The organism is Massilia sp. GCM10023247, assembly GCF_042653325.1.
GTDB lineage: Bacteria > Pseudomonadota > Gammaproteobacteria > Burkholderiales > Burkholderiaceae_D > Telluria.
In genome coordinates this window covers 252,638-269,554 of the sequence record NZ_JBHSIB010000005.1, presented here as the reverse complement: position 1 = coordinate 269,554, position 16,917 = coordinate 252,638, and the positions used below count along the sequence as shown (strand labels likewise).

Annotated in this window: 11 protein-coding genes; 1 reads left to right on the top strand and 10 read right to left on the bottom strand. The window is 67.2% G+C overall.

The features are described from left to right. Positions 1-29: 29 nt before the first annotated feature. The 3 genes from ACFPAH_RS02635 to ACFPAH_RS02625 form a co-directional block, all read right to left on the bottom strand. Positions 30-1,790: a M14 family metallopeptidase gene (locus ACFPAH_RS02635; RefSeq protein WP_379740189.1), complete on the bottom strand. Its 1,761-nt coding sequence runs from the start codon at positions 1,788-1,790 to the stop codon at positions 30-32. A gap of 160 nt (positions 1,791-1,950) precedes the next feature. After that, a complete protein-coding gene (locus tag ACFPAH_RS02630; protein ID WP_379740186.1) occupies positions 1,951-3,534 on the bottom strand; it encodes a S41 family peptidase in 1,584 nt (527 codons plus the stop codon). 187 nt (positions 3,535-3,721) lie between these two features. Then, entirely contained in the window at positions 3,722-7,279 is a 3,558-nt protein-coding gene (locus ACFPAH_RS02625) for an indolepyruvate ferredoxin oxidoreductase family protein (protein WP_379740183.1), read from the bottom strand. Positions 7,280-7,536: 257 nt separating this feature from the next. Here ACFPAH_RS02625 and ACFPAH_RS02620 point away from each other — a divergent pair, with 257 nt between their 5' ends. Continuing rightward, the gene (locus ACFPAH_RS02620) at positions 7,537-8,052 is read left to right on the top strand and encodes an Lrp/AsnC family transcriptional regulator (protein WP_379740181.1); all 516 of its coding nucleotides are present in this window, start codon (positions 7,537-7,539) and stop codon (positions 8,050-8,052) included. 158 nt (positions 8,053-8,210) lie between these two features. On the opposite strand, the gene ACFPAH_RS02615 is transcribed toward ACFPAH_RS02620, so the two are convergent. The 7 genes from ACFPAH_RS02615 to ACFPAH_RS02585 form a co-directional block, all read right to left on the bottom strand. Then, a complete protein-coding gene (locus ACFPAH_RS02615; RefSeq protein WP_379740247.1) occupies positions 8,211-8,852 on the bottom strand; it encodes a GNAT family N-acetyltransferase in 642 nt (213 codons plus the stop codon). Positions 8,853-8,989: 137 nt separating this feature from the next. Further along, positions 8,990-10,558, bottom strand: coding sequence for a DAHL domain-containing protein (locus tag ACFPAH_RS02610; RefSeq protein WP_379740179.1), 1,569 nt, complete (start codon positions 10,556-10,558; stop codon positions 8,990-8,992). Positions 10,559-10,636: 78 nt separating this feature from the next. Beyond that, positions 10,637-11,380: a CPBP family intramembrane glutamic endopeptidase gene (locus ACFPAH_RS02605; RefSeq protein WP_379740177.1), complete on the bottom strand. Its 744-nt coding sequence runs from the start codon at positions 11,378-11,380 to the stop codon at positions 10,637-10,639. Between the two features lie 294 nt (positions 11,381-11,674). Further along, complete coding sequence (locus ACFPAH_RS02600; protein WP_379740244.1) at positions 11,675-12,928, bottom strand: multifunctional CCA addition/repair protein; 1,254 nt, start codon at positions 12,926-12,928, stop codon at positions 11,675-11,677. Positions 12,929-12,952: 24 nt separating this feature from the next. Further along, positions 12,953-13,672, bottom strand: a complete 720-nt coding sequence (locus ACFPAH_RS02595; RefSeq protein ID WP_379740175.1) for a glutathione S-transferase family protein — start codon at positions 13,670-13,672, stop codon at positions 12,953-12,955. Positions 13,673-13,840: 168 nt separating this feature from the next. Beyond that, positions 13,841-14,806, bottom strand: coding sequence for a complex I NDUFA9 subunit family protein (locus ACFPAH_RS02590; RefSeq protein WP_379740173.1), 966 nt, complete (start codon positions 14,804-14,806; stop codon positions 13,841-13,843). A 79-nt stretch (positions 14,807-14,885) separates the two neighbouring features. Continuing rightward, a complete protein-coding gene (locus tag ACFPAH_RS02585) occupies positions 14,886-16,883 on the bottom strand; it encodes a lytic transglycosylase domain-containing protein (RefSeq protein WP_379740170.1) in 1,998 nt (665 codons plus the stop codon). Positions 16,884-16,917: the final 34 nt, after the last annotated feature.

Sequence of the window (16,917 nt, the reverse complement as noted above, 5' to 3'; positions counted from 1 at the left end):
GGAAATCCCGGCCTTTGTTATTCGGTCGCTTAGAGCGCGACGTCGGTGCGCAGCACCGGGTACAGGTTCAGGCGCTCGTCCCAGGAGGCATGGCGGCGCGCGAAGAATTCCAGGCGCGCGTGTGGGTTTTTCGCGAACACGGGGTCGCTTTTGAGGCGGCGCTGGAACTCGGCGGCCACCGCGGGATCGGCCGCCATCTGCTCGCGCGCGACTTCCTCGGCCACATACTCTTCCATGTATTCCTTGGCTTCGAAGGCGTTGTTGAACATGCCCCAGGCCAGCAGCGAGTCCGGCGCCTGTGGCTCGAACATCGCCATCACGAGTCTCGCCTTCGGCTGGGCGATCGGCACGAACAGCGCGCCGCGCCCGATGCTGCGCGGTTCGGGCTTCCAGCTGCCCTCGACCGTCAGGCGCTGGTGCGATTCGAAGGACTTGGCGCCAAAGCTGGCCTTGTCGGCGCGGAAGGTCTCGACATTGGCACGCTCCAGGCCCTTGCCGAGCTTGCGGAAGGCGATGCCGTGCTGGTTCAGTTTCGCCGCCACCATCGCCGCATGCGCGGCAGGGACGATATAACCCGCGCGCGGCGCCGCCACCTGCAGGTCGGCCACCACCTCTTCGCGCAGTGGCACGCGCCAGACCTGCGGCCTGGTTTCGTCGTAGCGCGTCATCAGGATGCCCGACACCTCGGACGGGGTACGCGTGTACTCGTAGCCGTTGAAGTCGACCATCTGGGTCTTGTCGGTAGTTTTGTAGGTCAGGGCCACGGGAGTGCCGGCCAGCTGCCGGGCGCGGGCGTCGGCGGCACGCGTCGCTGCCTGCCACTCTTTGCCGTGCTTCGCCACCTGTTCCAGCATCGAGATCACGGTGTTGTGGGTGATGCGCACGCGGGTCGGGTAATCCTTCCACGAGTGGGTCTCGACCAGCACGGCGAGGCGGTTACGCAGCGGGAAGTAACCGGTCGAGAAGCGCGGATCGGACACGCCGTCGACGAAGCCCGACTGCGGATCGTCGGTCTTGGCGAACGACATGTAGTAGGACTGCGGCGTCGAGCCCTGTTTGGCGATGTCGGCGATGACGTTGGCGCGCAGCGCCAGGCCGGCCTTGCGCAGTTCCGGATCGGCCGAATACACCGGCTCGACCTGGATCGAGACGTCGTGCTGGAACTTGGCGCCGTTCGTCACGTGCAGGTCGACATAGGCCAGCGGGTCCCACTGGTTCACCAGCGCCAGCATCGCCTGCATTTCCGGCGAGTCGGCCTTCACGTAGTCGCGGTTCAGGTTGAAGTTCTGGGCCGTGGTGCGCCAGCCCATCTCGACCGGACCGCGCTGGTTCGGGCGGTTCCATTTCTGGAAGCGCTCGTGGCCGTCGACGTTGAAGACCGGGACGAAGACCAGCACCTGCTTGTCGAGCGCGCCCTTGGCCAGGCGGCCATCGAGCACCTCGCGCAGCGCCAGGAAGCCGGCATCCTTGCCGTCGATCTCGCCGGCGTGGATGCCGCCCTGGATCAGCGTCACCGGCAGGCCGGCCTTGGCGGCCGCCTGCGGCGTAAAGGCCTTCGTGTGGGTGACGACCAGCGCCAGCATCGGGCGGTCTTCCGGGGTGCGGCCGAACTCGATGCATTTGACCGCTTTCGGATACGCCTTCTCGAACGCTGCGCACAGCTTGACGACTTCGTCGTAACGGCCGGTGGCCTGGAAGCCGGAACGCTCGGAGACGGTGCTCAGGTCGGGCGCGGCGTGGATAAGAGGCGAGGCGGCGAGCAGCGCAAGCAGTAACGCAGAACGAATCATCGATGAGGCTCCGGCAGTGAAATGACAGTGAATGGGCAAAGCGGAAAATTATAGTCGGGTTTGCCCCTGCGCAGACGAGCATCTGGACACGGCTGTCCCCTGACCCTGCCGGCGAAAAAAAACGCCACCCGAAGGTGGCGTCGCCGATGCAGGTGCAGCCTTACCTGGCCCGGGTGTGGATCGCGATCTGCGAGACTTCCGGGCGCACCACGCTGCGCGGCGCCGACACCGACATCGCGGCGACGGACGAGCGGCCCAGGGCCGGGCAGACGCCGGTCTGGCGGTAGGCCAGCGCCGTCGCCAGCAGGGCTTCGTTCGGGTCGCCCAGTTCGCGCGCCAGGTCGTCGGCGACCGGGCAGGTGGGCGCGAAGCCGTCCGCGAAGTCGCCGATGCCCTTGGCGTTGACGCCGCCGAACTCGATCGAAAAATAAGTCGTGCCGCAGTTCGGCACCGGCGTGAAGCCGTAGGGCTTGCCGCAGGTCTGGGCGCCGATCACGTCGACCTGGATGTCGATGCCGCGCAGCGCGTTAATCACCGACTCGCTCGCCGAGCAGGTGCCCGAGGTAGTCAGCAGCGTGACGCGCTTGAGGCCCAGGGTAGGCAGGACCGTGCCCTTCGGTACGGTGGTGGCGCCGGCATCGAAGCCATACGCCCTGTCCGTGAACCGGATGATCTGGGGCTGCTGGCGCGCTTCGATCTTGTCGTTGTACTTCAGGCGCTCGAACACCTGGCCGTTCGAAGCCGGACCGGCGATCATGTAGCCCAGCTGGGCGGCGATGTTGAGCAGGCCGCCGCCGTTGTAGCGCATGTCGAGCACGAGGTCGTTCACGCCCTGGTTGCGCAGCGTGGTGAAGGCGTCGATCAGCTGGCGTTCGGACACCGCGTTGTGGCTCTCGAAGGACAGGTAACCGGTCTTGCCGCTCGCGGTGTCGATGGTCTTGACGTTCTTCACCGAGGTGCCTTGCACGTCCTGGGCTGTCATCGTCACGGCGGCCTGGTCGATGCCGCCGCGGCGCACCACGAAGCTGTGCGTCTCGCCCGCATTGTCCGGGAACAGGGCGGCATTGATGCGGTCGACCAGATCCTTGCCGCTGGCATTGACGAAGTCGATGTCATCGATGCGCAGCAGCTGGTCGCCGCGGCGCAGGCCGGCGGCGGCAGCCGGCGAACCCGGCTCGACGATCGCGACCTGCCAGTTGCGCGGCGCGGTCGGACCGGCGCTCGACCAGGTGATGCCGTAGCCGCGCTCGATGCCGACCTGCATGGCATTCCATTCGGCCGTCGGGTAGGTGAAGTGATACTTGTCTTTCGGCGCGCCGGACGGGGTCAGCGCCGGGGTTTTCAGCTTGTTGAAGTAGGCGATCGGGTCCGTGAAATCGGCCATTTTGATATCGCCCGGGATTTCGTTGTACCAGAGGTAGTACTGGTGCGACCAGGCGCGCAGGAAGGTCAGCTCGTCGCGCAGGCTACCCTGCTTGTCCGGGTAGGCCTTGCCGGTGTACGGATCGATGCCGCTACGCGGCTTGGCGCACAGGTTCCAGTAGGTCGAAAACGCATCGCCCAAGGTCGCCACGTCCGGCTCGCCGGTCGAGCTCGACGGCGGCGGTGTCGTCGAGGACGGCGGCGGCGTGACCGTGGTGCCGCTGCTGCCGCCGCCACCGCCGCAGGCAGCAAGCGCAAAGGCGGTGGCGAGGCCTGCGCAAATCAGGCGGAGCGAAGGAGTCGTGCGGCCGAAAGTGATCATGTGCGATTTCATAAAGAAATGTACTCAGACAAATTGTCAGGAAAAGAGTAAGGCAGGCTCGCCCGTTTGAGAAGGCTGCACGATTCTAACCTTGAAATTTTTGATAAAGTTTAATTTCCGCAAAACAATAAGCGCCAGGACCGGCTGGGAACCGGGCCTGGCGCTTGGTTTTATGCACCGTGAATAATCAGGCGGCGTGCGTCATGCCTTGCGGGTTGTGGAAGGCCGCCAGGAGCTGGGCTTCCTTGGCTTTCGCTGCCTTCAGGTGGCGCTCCTTCACGTGGCCGTAGCCGCGGATGTCTTCCGGAATGCTGGCAATCGCCACCACCTGCGCCAGGTTCTCGCTGCTGAGCTTGGGCAGCAGCGCGGCCACCGTGGCCCGGTACTCGCCAATCAGGGCGCGCTCGGTCTTGCGCTCGGCCGAGTAACCGAACACATCGAACGGGGTGCCGCGCAGGCCCTTCAGCTTCGCCAGCACGCCGAAGGCTTTCAGCATCCACGCACCGTATTCCTGCTTGATCGCGCGCCCTTCCTTGTCGTGCTTGGCCAGCAGCGGCGGCGCCAGGTGGTACTTGATGGTGATGTCGCCTTCGAACATGTTCGCGATCTTTTCCTTGAAGGCCGGATCGGTATGCAGGCGCGCCACTTCGTACTCGTCCTTGTAGGCCATCAGCTTGTAGAAGTAACGGGCCACCGCCTCGCTCAGGCGGGTTCCCTTGCCGAGCTTGGCTTCTTCGGCGCGCACCTGGTCGACGAAGGCCTTGTACTGCGCGGCGTAGGCGGCGTTCTGGTAAGCGGTCAAGAGTTCGATGCGGCGGTTCACGACTTCGTCGAGCGTTTGCGTGCGCTTGAACTCGACCACCTTGGCCGGGGTCGTGACTTTTTTCACCGATGCCAGGTCGTGCGCGGCGCTGCGGCCCCAATTGAAGGCGGCCTTGTTGAAGGGCACCGACACGCCATTGAGTTCGATCGCGCGCATCAGCGAGCTTTCCTGCAGCGGCACGTGGCCCTTCTGGAAGGCGTAGCCGAGCATGAACATGTTGGTCGCGATCGCGTCGCCCATCAGGGCGGTGGCCATCTGGCCGGCGTCGACGAAATCGACATTGCCGGCGCCGCAGGCCAGTTCGATCGCGCCCTTCGAGCCTTCGGCCGGGAACTGCCAGTCCGGGTTCTTCACAAAAGCCGCCGTGGTGGAGCCGCTCGAATTGACGGCGGCCCAGGTACGGCCTTCTCCCATGCGGCTCAAGGCGTCGCGGCTGGCGGTGACGATCTGGTCGCAGCCGATGACCAGGTCGGCGCTGCCGGTGCCGACGCGGGTCGAGTGCAGGTCGGACTGGTGCTGCGCCAGGCGCACGTGCGACATCACCGGCCCCCCCTTCTGGGCCAGGCCGCTCTGGTCGAGCACGATCGCGCCTTTGCCCTCGACGTGGGCCGCCATCGCCAGGATCTGGCCGACGGTCACGACGCCGGTGCCGCCGACGCCGGCCACCAGGATGCCGAACGGTGCATCGACCTGCGGGATGCGCGGGGCCGGCAGCACGGGCGGTGCGTTGTCGGTGGCGGCCGCCTTCTTCGGCTTTTTGAGCCCGCCGCCTTCGACGGTGACGAAACTCGGGCAGAAGCCGGAGACGCAACTGAAATCCTTGTTGCAGGACGACTGGTTGATCTGGCGCTTGCGGCCCAGTTCCGTTTCCAGCGGCTCGACCGACAGGCAGTTCGACTGCACCGAGCAGTCGCCGCAGCCTTCGCAGACGGCTTCGTTGATGACGGCGCGCTTGGCCGGGTCGGGGAATTCGCCCTTCTTGCGGCGACGGCGCTTTTCCGAGGCACAGGTCTGGTCGTAGATGACGGCGGAGACGCCCGGCATCTCGCGCAGTTCCTTTTGCACGTCCATCAGTTCGGAACGGTGGCGTACCGTGACGCCTTCGGCCCAGGCGTAGTCGCTCGGGTATTTTTCCGGCTCGTCGGTGACGACGATGATCGGTTTTACTCCCTCGGCGGCGATCTGGCGCGTGATCATGCCCGGGTCGAGCGGACCGTCGACGTTCTGGCCGCCGGTCATCGCGACTGCGTCGTTGTACAGGATTTTATAGGTGATGTTCACCTTGGCGGCCACGGCGGCGCGGATCGCCAGGATGCCCGAGTGGAAATAGGTGCCGTCGCCCAGGTTCACGAACACGTGCTTTTCGCTGGTGAACGGCGACTGGCCGATCCAGGTCGTGCCCTCGGCGCCCATGTGCGTAAAGGTCGAGGTTTCGCGGTCCATCCACAGCACCATGTAGTGGCAGCCGATGCCGGCCATGGCGCGCGAGCCTTCCGGCACCTTGGTCGAGCTGTTGTGCGGGCAGCCCGAGCAGAAATACGGGATGCGGTCGGTGTCCGGGTTCGGCTTGGCCGGGATGTTTTTCAGGACCAGCTCTTTCGCCTCGAGGAAGGCAATGCGTTCCTTCACGCGCTGCTCGACCGGGTGGCCGGCGCAGTAGTGCGAAATACGGCTGGCGATGGCGCGCGCGATCTGCGCGGGGTTCAGCTCGTAGGTCGCCGGCAGCAGCCAGTCGCCGTGGCCGGTGCGGTTCTTGTTGTGCCATTCGCCGGTGTCGTCGAATTTACCGACCACGCGCGGACGCTCGCCGTCGGGCAGGTTATACAGCTCTTCCTTCAGCGCGTATTCCATCACCTGGCGCTTTTCTTCGACGACCAGGATTTCGTCCAGGCCGCGCGCGAACTCGTGCACGCCTTCGGACTCGAGCGGCCAGGTCATGCCGACCTTGTACAGGCGCAGGCCGATGTCGCGCGCCGCCTGCTCGTCGATGCCGAGGTCGGCCAGCGCCTGGCGCGTGTCGACATAGCTTTTGCCGGCCGTGATGATGCCGATTTTCGGCGCCGGGCTGTCCCAGATGATTTTATTGAGCTTGTTCGCACGGGCATAAGCCAGCGCCGCGTACCACTTGTAGTTGCTCATCCGCACTTCCTGATCCAGCACGGCGTCCGGCCAGCGGATGTTCAGGCCGCCCTCGGGCAGTTCGAAGTCGGTCGGCGTGACGATCTGCACGCGGTCCGGGTCGAGGTCGACCACGGCGCCCGACTCGATGATGTCGGTCACGCATTTCATCGACACCCACAGGCCCGTGTAGCGGCTCATGGCCCAGGCGTGCAGGCCGAAATCGATGTATTCCTGCACCGACGACGGATACAGCACCGGGATGCCGCAGTGGGTCAGGATGTGGTCGGACTGGTGCGCGGTGGACGAGGATTTGGCGGCGTGATCGTCGCCGGCCAGCACCAGCACGCCGCCGTGTTGCGCGGAGCCTGCGTTATTGCCGTGTTTAAAAACGTCGCCGCAGCGGTCCACGCCCGGGCCCTTGCCGTACCACATGGCAAACACGCCGTCGTAGTTCGCGTCCTTGTACAGGTTGGTTTGCTGGGTGCCCCAGACAGCGGTCGCCGCCAGGTCCTCGTTCATGCCCGGATGGAATTTGACGTGGTGGGCCTCGAGGTGCTTCTTCGCCTTCATCGCGGTCTGGTCGACGGCGGTGACGGGCGAGCCGCGGTAGCCGGTGATGTAGCCGGCCGTGTTCAGGCCGGCCTTGACGTCGCGTTCGCGCTGCAGCATCGGCAGGCGGATCAGCGCCTGGGTGCCGGTCATGAAGGCGCGGCCGCGCTCCAGGGTCCATTTGTCGTCGAGCGTGATCTCGTGCTCTGGCTGGGATGGCTGCAGCTGGGAGCGGTCGAGGGGTGCGTTCATGGGGTGTGTCTCCGTTGTGTTTATGCCGGGCACAAGACATGATCCCCACGGTTTCGGGGACAGGCGGAATGCCGCGCATGCTTGCGTCCTTCAGGGTGCGGCGCCCTTGTTTTTATTGGTTGCGCCGCGACGGAGATGTCTCCTCCGTAATCTGCGTCAGTATAGTCGTCTGCCCCCGGCATTAAATACCAATCAATTCCCCCCTTCAGGTCAATTGCGCAATAAAATTGCGGTTCTGCTCAGCCGAAGGGAAATTTATGTCAAAGATCGAATTGGATAAAACCGACCGCAAGATCCTCGAGATCCTGCAGGCCGACGGCCGCCTGTCGAACCAGGACGTCGCCGAGCGGGTCAACCTGTCGCCCTCGCCCTGCCTGCGCCGCATCAAGCGCCTCGAGGAAGCCGGCGTGATCCGCCAGTACGTGGCGCTGGTCGACCCGGACAAGATCGGTCTCGGCTTATTGGCATATGTGAATGTGCGCCTGGAAAAACACAGCGAAGGCCCGGCCAATTCGCGCGTGCCGGCCACCTCGCCCCGTTTCGAATTCGCGCAGGCGGTGGCGGCCTGGCCGGAAGTGGTGGCCTGCTATGCGATGACGGGAGAGATGGATTTCCTGCTGCGCGTGCACGTCGAAGACATGGACCACTTCTCGCGCTTCATGATGGCGACCTTGTTGCGCCATCCGTCGGTGCTGGACGTGAAGTCGAGCTTTGCGCTGCAGAGAATTAAAGAGACGACGGCGCTGCCGATCGGGGAGGCGCAGGCGCGGTAGGGTGGGCGGCTCCACCCGGCAATTGGCATGCACGCACCGCCGGTGCCGCCCACGCGTTCAACGGCCGGATCAAACGACGCGAGCTTGCCGAAGCCGGTTGAACGCGTGGGCGGCGTACACGCCATCGAAACGCACCGTCCCGGGTGCAGCCGCCCACCCTACGTCCGTTTCTTCGGCAAGAACCATTTGACGGCGGCGCGCGCATTCGCTTTGACCGTGTAATCGATCAGGGCGAACTGCTCTTCCACCGCCTCGCGCATCACGCTGCCGGGGCTGGGCGGCGGCAGGTGCAAATAAGCGTCGGCTTCGCCATACTCGCGCTTGATCTGCATGCCCGCCTTTTTGGCGATATGCATCATGGTGCGGTTGGTCGACAGGCATTGCATGTACAGGGTGTCGATGTCGGAATTGCGGCAGTGGATGGCGGCGCGCTCGAACAGGCGCGAGCCGACGCCCTGCCCGCGCGCCGATTTCGATACCGACACGCCGAACTCGGCCACGCGCTGCTTGCCGCTCGCGGCGCGGCCCGGCTCGCTTGGCGCGAAGGCCAGGTGGCCAACGCCCACCAGCTGGAACACCCGGCTCATCACTCCGAACACGATGTCGCGCGAAAAATCGATCTTCGCCACATAGGCGTGGATCTGCTCGTCCGGCAGCACGGTGCCGAAGCGCAGCAGGCGGTCGGCATCGTCGAGCGCCAGGAAGTGGCGCAGCATGCGGCGGCGGTCGCGCTTGCCGAGGGCCTTGACCAGCACCGCCGGGCGCTCGGCCGTGCCGGCCAGGCTGGCGAACCAGTTCATGATCGCGTTGCTACGCGGCTTGTTGCGCGGCTTGTCAGGCGGGTTGTCAGCCATTCATTGCTTCCGTTTTGTGCACTGCACCATCGGACTTATTGTAGCGCAACGGGGACCAGCTTGCCGCGCGCCGCCCAAGCGGATCAGCCGGCGGCAGGCGGCGGCTCGGCCTTCCACTGCGCCTGCGGGCTGATGACGAAGGTGCCCTTGCCGGCCTGCTTGGCCGCGTACATGACCTGGTCGGCGTCGTGCAACAGGGCCGCCGCGCCGGCGTCGGCGGCGGCACGGCCGCGCCCGGCGGCAATGCCGATGCTGGCCGAAATCGCCACCGGATTGCCGTCGGCCTCGGTGATGCCTTCGATCTGGTCGAGCACCAGGCGCGCGATGCGCAGCGCGCCCTCCGGCGAGCCGACGCCCTCCAGCATGACGACGAATTCGTCGCCGCCCAGGCGCGCCAGCACGTCTTCGGCGCGCAGCACCTTCTGGACGCGCTTGGCGACCAGCTGCAGCACCAGGTCGCCGGTGGCATGGCCCCAGGTGTCGTTGACGGCCTTGAAACCGTCGAGGTCGATAAACATGGCGACCACCACGCTGTCGCGGCGCGCCGCGCGCACCAGCGCCAGCTCCAGCAGGCGCGTCAACTGGCCGTAGTTGACCAGGCCCGTCAGGCTGTCGTGCTGGGCCAGGCGCGCCAGCTTGGCCGACTGCGCCTCGAGTTCGGCGGTGCGCTCGGCCACGCGCTGTTCGAGGGTGTCGTTGGCGGCCTGCAGCCGGTGGTTGACGTCGTTGATGATGCGGTAGCTGCGGCGCAGGCGCCAGCCGGCATAGGCCAGCAGCGCCAGCAGCAGGATCGAATAGGCGAACAGGAAGCCGCGGTAGCGCTGGCGCTCGAGCACCTCGGCCTGGAACGCCCGGTCCAGTTCGCGCGAGAGGCGCGCCATCGCTTCGCCGGTCCCGAGCGCGGCGATGCGCGCCTCGACCTCGTTCTCGGGCGGACGGTTGGCCAGGATGGTGCGCGTGTCGCGCGCGATGGCGTCGATCTGTTCGCCCACAGCCAGCGAAAAACGCTCTTTCTGCCCTTCGACCTGTTTCAGGTTGCCTTCGATGCGGCTGGCCAGCGCCGGTGCTGGCATCAGGTTGTAGCGCAGGGTATCGGCCAGCAGGTCGTTGAGCAGCGCATCGAGCTGCACCACCACCTGGCCCGGCGCGAGCGCGCCTTCGATGCCGCCCAGTTCGGTCTTGAGGTCGGCCAGGGCGGGCGGCAGCGACAGCAGGGCCGAGCGCAGCGGCGGGTTGAGGGTGCGGAAGCGGGCCACCAGCGCGGCCTTGGCGCGCATCGACTCGACCAGCGCCGCGTGCTCGCCGCGGGCGCCGCGCCCATGCTGCGGCGGCAGCGCCTCGCCTATGCTGGCCAGCAATTCGTTAATCCGGGGGAGCGTCGTCGCCAGGCGGGCGTCCGCCTCGCTCCTGCCGATGTGGGCGCGCAGCAGGTCGGCGTCCCATTCGGCGTCGAGCTGGCGCAGCTCCTGCAGGTCGAACATGACGCGGTTGCGGGTATCGACGTCGACGCCGGTGGTGCGGGTGTAGAGGAAGGCCAGCAGGCCCACCAGGGCCAGTGCCGCGACGGCGGCGTAGCGCAGGCGCCGCCTCGGATGCATTGTCTCGAGGCGGCGCATCAAGGCCGCAAACAATTTATCCGTCTGTCGCATCATTCTGGTCATTCACAGAGCATAGCAAAACCGCCCCGTTGCTCGCGCACGTGCTACGTCTTGTAACAATTGAGGTAACAATCAGGTCCAGAGGCGCGTGAAGATCGCGTGATTCATCGCCGCGTTGAAGGCGGCATGGGCAAGGATGGCCGGCAGGATCGAATCGCTGCGCCGGCGCAGCCAGGCGAACAGCAGAGAGAGCAGGAACATCTGCGCCACCCACAGCGCGCCCGAGACGGGCTGCAGCGCGACGCCTGCCGCGCTGACCAGGATGCCGTGGTGGCACAGGTGCACCAGCGCGAACAGGGACGCTTCCATGAACGTGGCGCGGCTGCGGCCATGGCGGTCTTCGAGGACTTTCTGCAGGAAGCCACGGAAGAAGATCTCTTCGCCGATCGGGCTGAACAGGCAGGCGACGATGGTGAAGGCGAGGTGCAGCTGGACCAGGCTCCAGCCCGCGGTGGGCATGCCGCGGTAGTTGCGCGCGACGCTGACGAACCAGTGATCGGGACCGGCACCATACAGGGCGAGGCCGAGCCAGAAGCTGGCGCCGGCCGCCAGCGCGCCCAGTATCAGGGACCAGGGCAGCCAGGCCAGGTGGCGCGGGCGCTGCAGGCCGACCTGGCGCCGTCCCATGCGGCTCAATACCACCCAGGGCAAGGCCGCCATCGCGATGCAGGTGACCATGAACAGCGCGCGCCAGCTGGCCGGGCCGAACATGGCGGCGGCGCGCGCAATGGTCGAGGCGAGCACGAAGGCCAGCGTGAGGCCGGCGATGCCGAAGGGGACGGTGCGCCACCCCGCCTTGACGTCGATTGCGTACATCGGCTGCTCCCGCCTGTGTAAATTACTCGACTATACGAACAAGCGCGGCAGCGGTCCAGCCACCATGCATAGGCGCTTGCCGGGGCGACGCATCACCGTAGGGTGGGCGGCTATACCTTGCGGCTGGCGTACCTGCGGCGTTTGCGCCGCCCACGCGTTCAAGCAGCAGGCGATCCGTCGCGAGATTTCAAATTGCGGTTGAACGCGTGGGGTGACGCGGGCTACATGCCCGCGGAACGCGAAGCAGGCGCACAAGCCACGTTCATGCCGCGGTTCCGGGTATAGCCGGCCACCCTACGGCCCGGCCATGGCGCGGCGCGCGCCGTCGATCCAGCGCGACACGGCGCTGACGCGCTCGCGGTGCACCGCTTCGGCGATCTTGTCGCGCTGCTCGGCATGGCGGGCGGCGACCTCTCCCGCGTTGACCGCGCGCGCGGCGTCGAGCGCGCCCAGCAGGTAGGGCCCTTGCGGATAGGGACGCGTGCGCATCTCGTGGGTCTCGTGGCCGCGCCCGCCGGCGTCGCATGCGCTTGCCAGCAGCATGTCGGCGAAGCGCTCCGGCTTGCGGAAGGCGTCGCAGCGCTCGAACAGGGTGACGACGGTATTCGCGCGCAGCTCCTGGGCGCGGCTGACGTTGCCATGCTCGCGCGCCGTCATCAGGGCCAGGTCGCGGCAGTCGTTCGGCACCTTCAGGCGCTTGCAGGCAGCGGCAATGAGTTGCGTGCCCATGCCTTCGTGGCCGTGGTGGGCCGGCCATTGGCCGGGCGGCGTGCTGCCCTTGCCGAGGTCGTGCATGAGGGCGGCGAAGCGCACGGCCAGCGTGTGCTGGCGCTCGGCGGCAAGGTCGATCACCAGCATTGTGTGGACGCCGGTGTCCACTTCCGGATGGTGCAGCGGCGGTTGCGGCACGCCCCACAGCGCGTCGAGCTCGGGCAGGATGCGCGCCAGCGCGCCGCAGTCGCGCAGCACGGCCAGCATGCGCGACGGACGCTGCTCCATCAGGCCGCGCGCCAGTTCCTGCCAGACGCGCTCGGGCACCAGCGCATCGACTTCGCCGTCGGCGACCATTTTTTGCATCAGCGCGAGCGTTTCGTCGGCCACGCGGAAATCCGGGAAGCGCGCGGCGAAGCGGGCCACGCGCAGGATCCGCACCGGGTCTTCTGCAAACGCGTCGGACACATGGCGGAACAGGCGCGCCTCGAGGTCGCGCCGTCCGCCATAGGGATCGACGATGGTCCCGTCCTCGGCCTGCGCCATCGCGTTGATGGTGAGATCGCGCCTGACCAGGTCCTCCTCCAGGGTCACGTCGGGAGAGGTGTGGAACACGAAGCCGTGGTAGCCGGGCGCGGTCTTGCGCTCGGTGCGCGCCAGCGCGTATTCCTCGTGGGTGTCGGGGTGCAGGAATACCGGGAAATCCTTGCCCACCGGGCGGAAGCCGGCCGCCAGCATCGCGTCGGGGGTGGCGCCGACGACGACGTGGTCGCGGTCCTGCACCGGCAGCCCGAGCAGCGCATCGCGCACGGCGCCGCCGACGATATAGGTGTGCATCGTCATGCCAGGCTCATGTTCGGCTCATTCACGGGGCAGGTCGGCGTCGTGCAGCGGGGTGGCGTCGGTCTCCTGCATCGCCTCGGCGACCCAGCGCGCCACCGCCGGGTGCGCCAGCATGCGCTCGCAGTACGCCTGCAGCGCCGGCGCCAGCGTCACGCCATAGGTATTAAAACGCATCACCACCGGGGCGTAGAAGGCGTCGGCGATCGAAAAGTCCCCGAACAGGAAACCGCGGTGGCCGTAGCGCGACAGGCATTCTTCCCAGATCTCGCAGATGCGGCCGATGTCGGCCTGGGCGCCCGGCGTGCGGCCGCGTCCCGGCAGGCGCGCCTGGATGTTCATCGACATGTCGTTGCGCAGCGAGGCGAAACCGGAATGCATCTCGGCCACCACCGAACGCGCCAGCGCGCGCGCCGCCACGTCCTGCGGCCACATGTGCTTGTCGGGGAATTGCTCGGCCAGGTATTCGCAGATGGCGAGGCTGTCCCAGATCGTCATTTCGCCGGCCAGCAGTACCGGCACCCGGCCGGCGTGCGAATAGCGGGCGATTTTCGCCGCCGTGTCGGGCTGGTCGAGCAGCAGGCGCACTTCGGTGAAGGGGATGTTGAAGGCGACCGCCGCCACCCAGGGCCGCATCGACCAGGACGAGATGTTCTTGTTGCCGATGACGAGGGTGAGGCCGGGTTCGCGCGCCTGGTTCAGTGCGTTCGAGAGGGCCGGGTCGAGTTCCGTGGTCTGCATGTCTTTCCTGGTCAATGGTTGGGCGCGGCTTTGCTGTGCAAGAGAGCGCCTGAAATAGCCGTCAGGGGCTCTGAGTGCGGGGCACTCGGAGCGCGGCGCCTCGTCGAAGACAGTACGCCAGTACGGCGAGACGAGGCAACGCCGCCATGAGGGCTAGTTCAGGCGCTCTCAGCGGCCGGCGTGGGTGCGCCAGCGGTCGAGTGGATCGGCGTCCGGCGCCAGGTAGTGCGGCGCCACCGCTTCGAGCGCAGTGAGCTTGATTCCCAGCGCCTGCGCTGTCAAGCCCGGCGCGGCCGGATCGAGCACATTATCCACCTTCATCGAGTCGAGGTTGTCGCGCGAGAGGATGGGCTCGCCCGGCAACAGCTCGAACACGCGCGCCTGCAGCCGCGCCAGGGCGTCCGGCAGCGCCACCACGCGCCGCTCGCAGCCCGCATAGCGCCCGGCCAGGCGCACCAGCTCGGCCAGCGTGTAGACCTGCGGCCCGCCCAGCTGGACCAGCTGGCCGCCGGTATGGGGGTCGCGCAGGGCCGCTAGATAGGCGCTCGCGACATCGCCCACGTACACCGGCTGGAAGCGGGCCGAGGCGCCCGCCAGCGGCACCACCGGCAGGTGGCGCTGCAGTTTGGCGAACATGGTCAAAAAATGGTCGCCCGGCCCGAACACGACCGAGGGGCGGAAGATCGTGGCCGCCACGTCCGGCTGGCTGCGCGCGGCCAGTTCGCCGTCGCCCTTCGAACGGGCGTACATCGAGGGGCCGCGCGCATTCGCGCCGAGCGCGCTCATGTGCAGGTAGCGCGGCACGCCGACGGCGGCGCAGGCGTCGACGATGCGGCGCGGCAGGTCGACGTGGGCGCGCCGGAACTCGGCGCCGTAAGGCCGGGCGCGGCCGCCGTGCAAGATGCCGACCAGGTTGATCGCCGCCGTGCGCCCGGCCAGCAGCGCGCGCAAGGCGGTGCCGTCGTGGATGTTGGCCTCGACCACGTCCACCCCGGGCAGCGTGGTGAGATGGCGCGCGCGGTCCGCGTGGCGGGTCGGCACCAGGATCGGGATGCCTTCTTGCGACAGCAAGGCCACCAGATGGCTGCCGATGAAACCGGAACCGCCAAACACCACTACCGAAGGGTCACGCATACGTCCTCGCCAAGTTAAGGGTTGTGGTGCAGGGGCGGCTGCGCAGGCCGCCCGGCCGGGCATCGGGTCCGCACGCCTCCTACGGCAGGCCGGAGCCGGTGGTGCGCGGCGTGATGGTGCCGAGGCGCGCCTTGAGCGACTGCGGGCGCCGTTCGAACAGGGCCGCGTAGTTCGTGGCGTTGGACATCACGTTGCGCACGTAGGTTCGGGTCTCCGAAAACGGGATCGACTCGACGAACACCGCGCCTTCCATCGGGGTCTCGAGCACGCCGCGCCAGGTGCGCGAGCGCGCCGGTCCCGCATTGTAGGCTGCGGTGGCCAGTACCTGCGAGCCGCCGTTATTTTCGAGCACCATGTTCATGTAGTTGGTCCCCAGCGTGATGTTGGTGCGCAGGTCGCTCAGCATGTCGTGCACGAAATCGGTCAGGCCGATCTTGGCCGCCACCCATTTTCCGGTGGCCGGCATCACCTGCATCAGGCCGGAGGCGCCGACACCGGAGCGGGCATCGCTGATGAAGCGCGATTCCTGGCGGATCAGGCCATACACCCAGGCCGTGTCGAGCGAGAGGTTCCTGGCGGTCGGCTGCAGGATGTCGTTGTGCGGCGCCGGGAAGCGCTGGTTGTAGTCGAACTCGGTACGGGTGCGCAGCGAGGTTTCGACCATGCGGTCGAGCAGGTCGTTACGGCGCGCGTATTCGGCGGCGGCCAGCAGCTGCCGCTCCGAGAGCGAGCGCAGCGCCCAGCTCCATTCGCGGTTGCCCTCCGCGCGCAGGCCCAGGGCGTAGAATTTCATGGCCTGGCGCATCGCCGGCAGCGACGCCACCGCATCGATTTCGGCAGGCAGGGGCGGTGCCGCGCTCGGCGGGATGGTCACCAGTTCGCCCAGTTCCTCCATCGCCAGCTGCCCATAAAAATGGTTCTGGGTGGCGACGCGGCGGAACAGCGCCTCGGCCTCGGCCTGCCGGCCTTGCGCCGCGTGGGCCCGGCCCAGCCAGTAGACCCAGCCCGATTCGTCGCGCAGCGGAGACGGCATAGCCTCGATGGTGGCGGCGACCGTGCGCCAGTCGGCGCGGCGCAGCGCCATCCGGGTTTTCCATTCGCGCTGGAAGTTGGTCAGCGGCGCGCCTTCGGCGCGCTTCCAGTAATCGTGGGCTTCGGGGGCCAGCGCGATCGAGGCGGCCAGGGCCACGTTGCTCCAGCCGATCGCGCGTTCCTCGGGCGTGAGCTTGTCGCTGTTCTTGTTGAGCGCGATGGTGGCCAGTTTCAGGCTGGTGCGCGCCATGCGGCCCAGGGCCACCAGGTAGATTTCGCGGTCGGCGCGCGAGTCGCCGAGGCCGCGCGCCATCGCCACGGCCGGTGCGTCGACCGCCTGCGCCGCGCGCGTGTCGGAGGCACCCAGCAACTGGGCAATGCGGCGCGACGGTCCGGTGGCGCCCATCTCGCCGGCCAGGCGCAGTTGCACCAGCAATTCATCCTGCCCGAGCTGGTTCGACTGGGCCAGTTGTGCCATCAAGGCCGCGCAGGCTTCGCCGTAGGCCGGGGGATTGGTCAGCAAGGGCCTGGCTTCGGCCACCACGCGCTCGCCGCGCCCGGCGCGCATCAACAGCGCATAGCAGCGCAACTGGAGGTCGTCGCTGCGGCTTGCCGCCGCCAGCTCGCGCTCGAAATTGACCCAGTCGCGCTGGCGGCCCAGTTCGAGCAGCCATTCGGTGCGCAGGCGTTCGGTGACGGCACTGCCCTCGTGGCGCCGCAGCACGCCGCGGATTTCGTCGTACGGTGTCTCGCGCAGGCGCGGTTTGAGACGATAATAGTCGACGTAGGCAGGCAGGACGTAGTTGGGCAGGCGCGATGCGAGCGCATTGGCGCGCGCGGCGTCGTTCTGGCGAGCCGCTTCGCGCAGCAGCAGGAAGGTTTCGTCCTGGGCCCGCGCAGCGTCGTTCGACGGCGCCGCGCCCGGCGCGGCGGGGACCGTCGCAGCACCCGGCACCGGCGCCACGGTTGGCGGTGCCTGGGCCAGGACGGCGCTGCCGGCAAGGGCGAGGACCGCGCCGGCTATCAATTTCCATGAATGCAACAACACAGCTATTCAACCCTTCACTCGAACCATGACC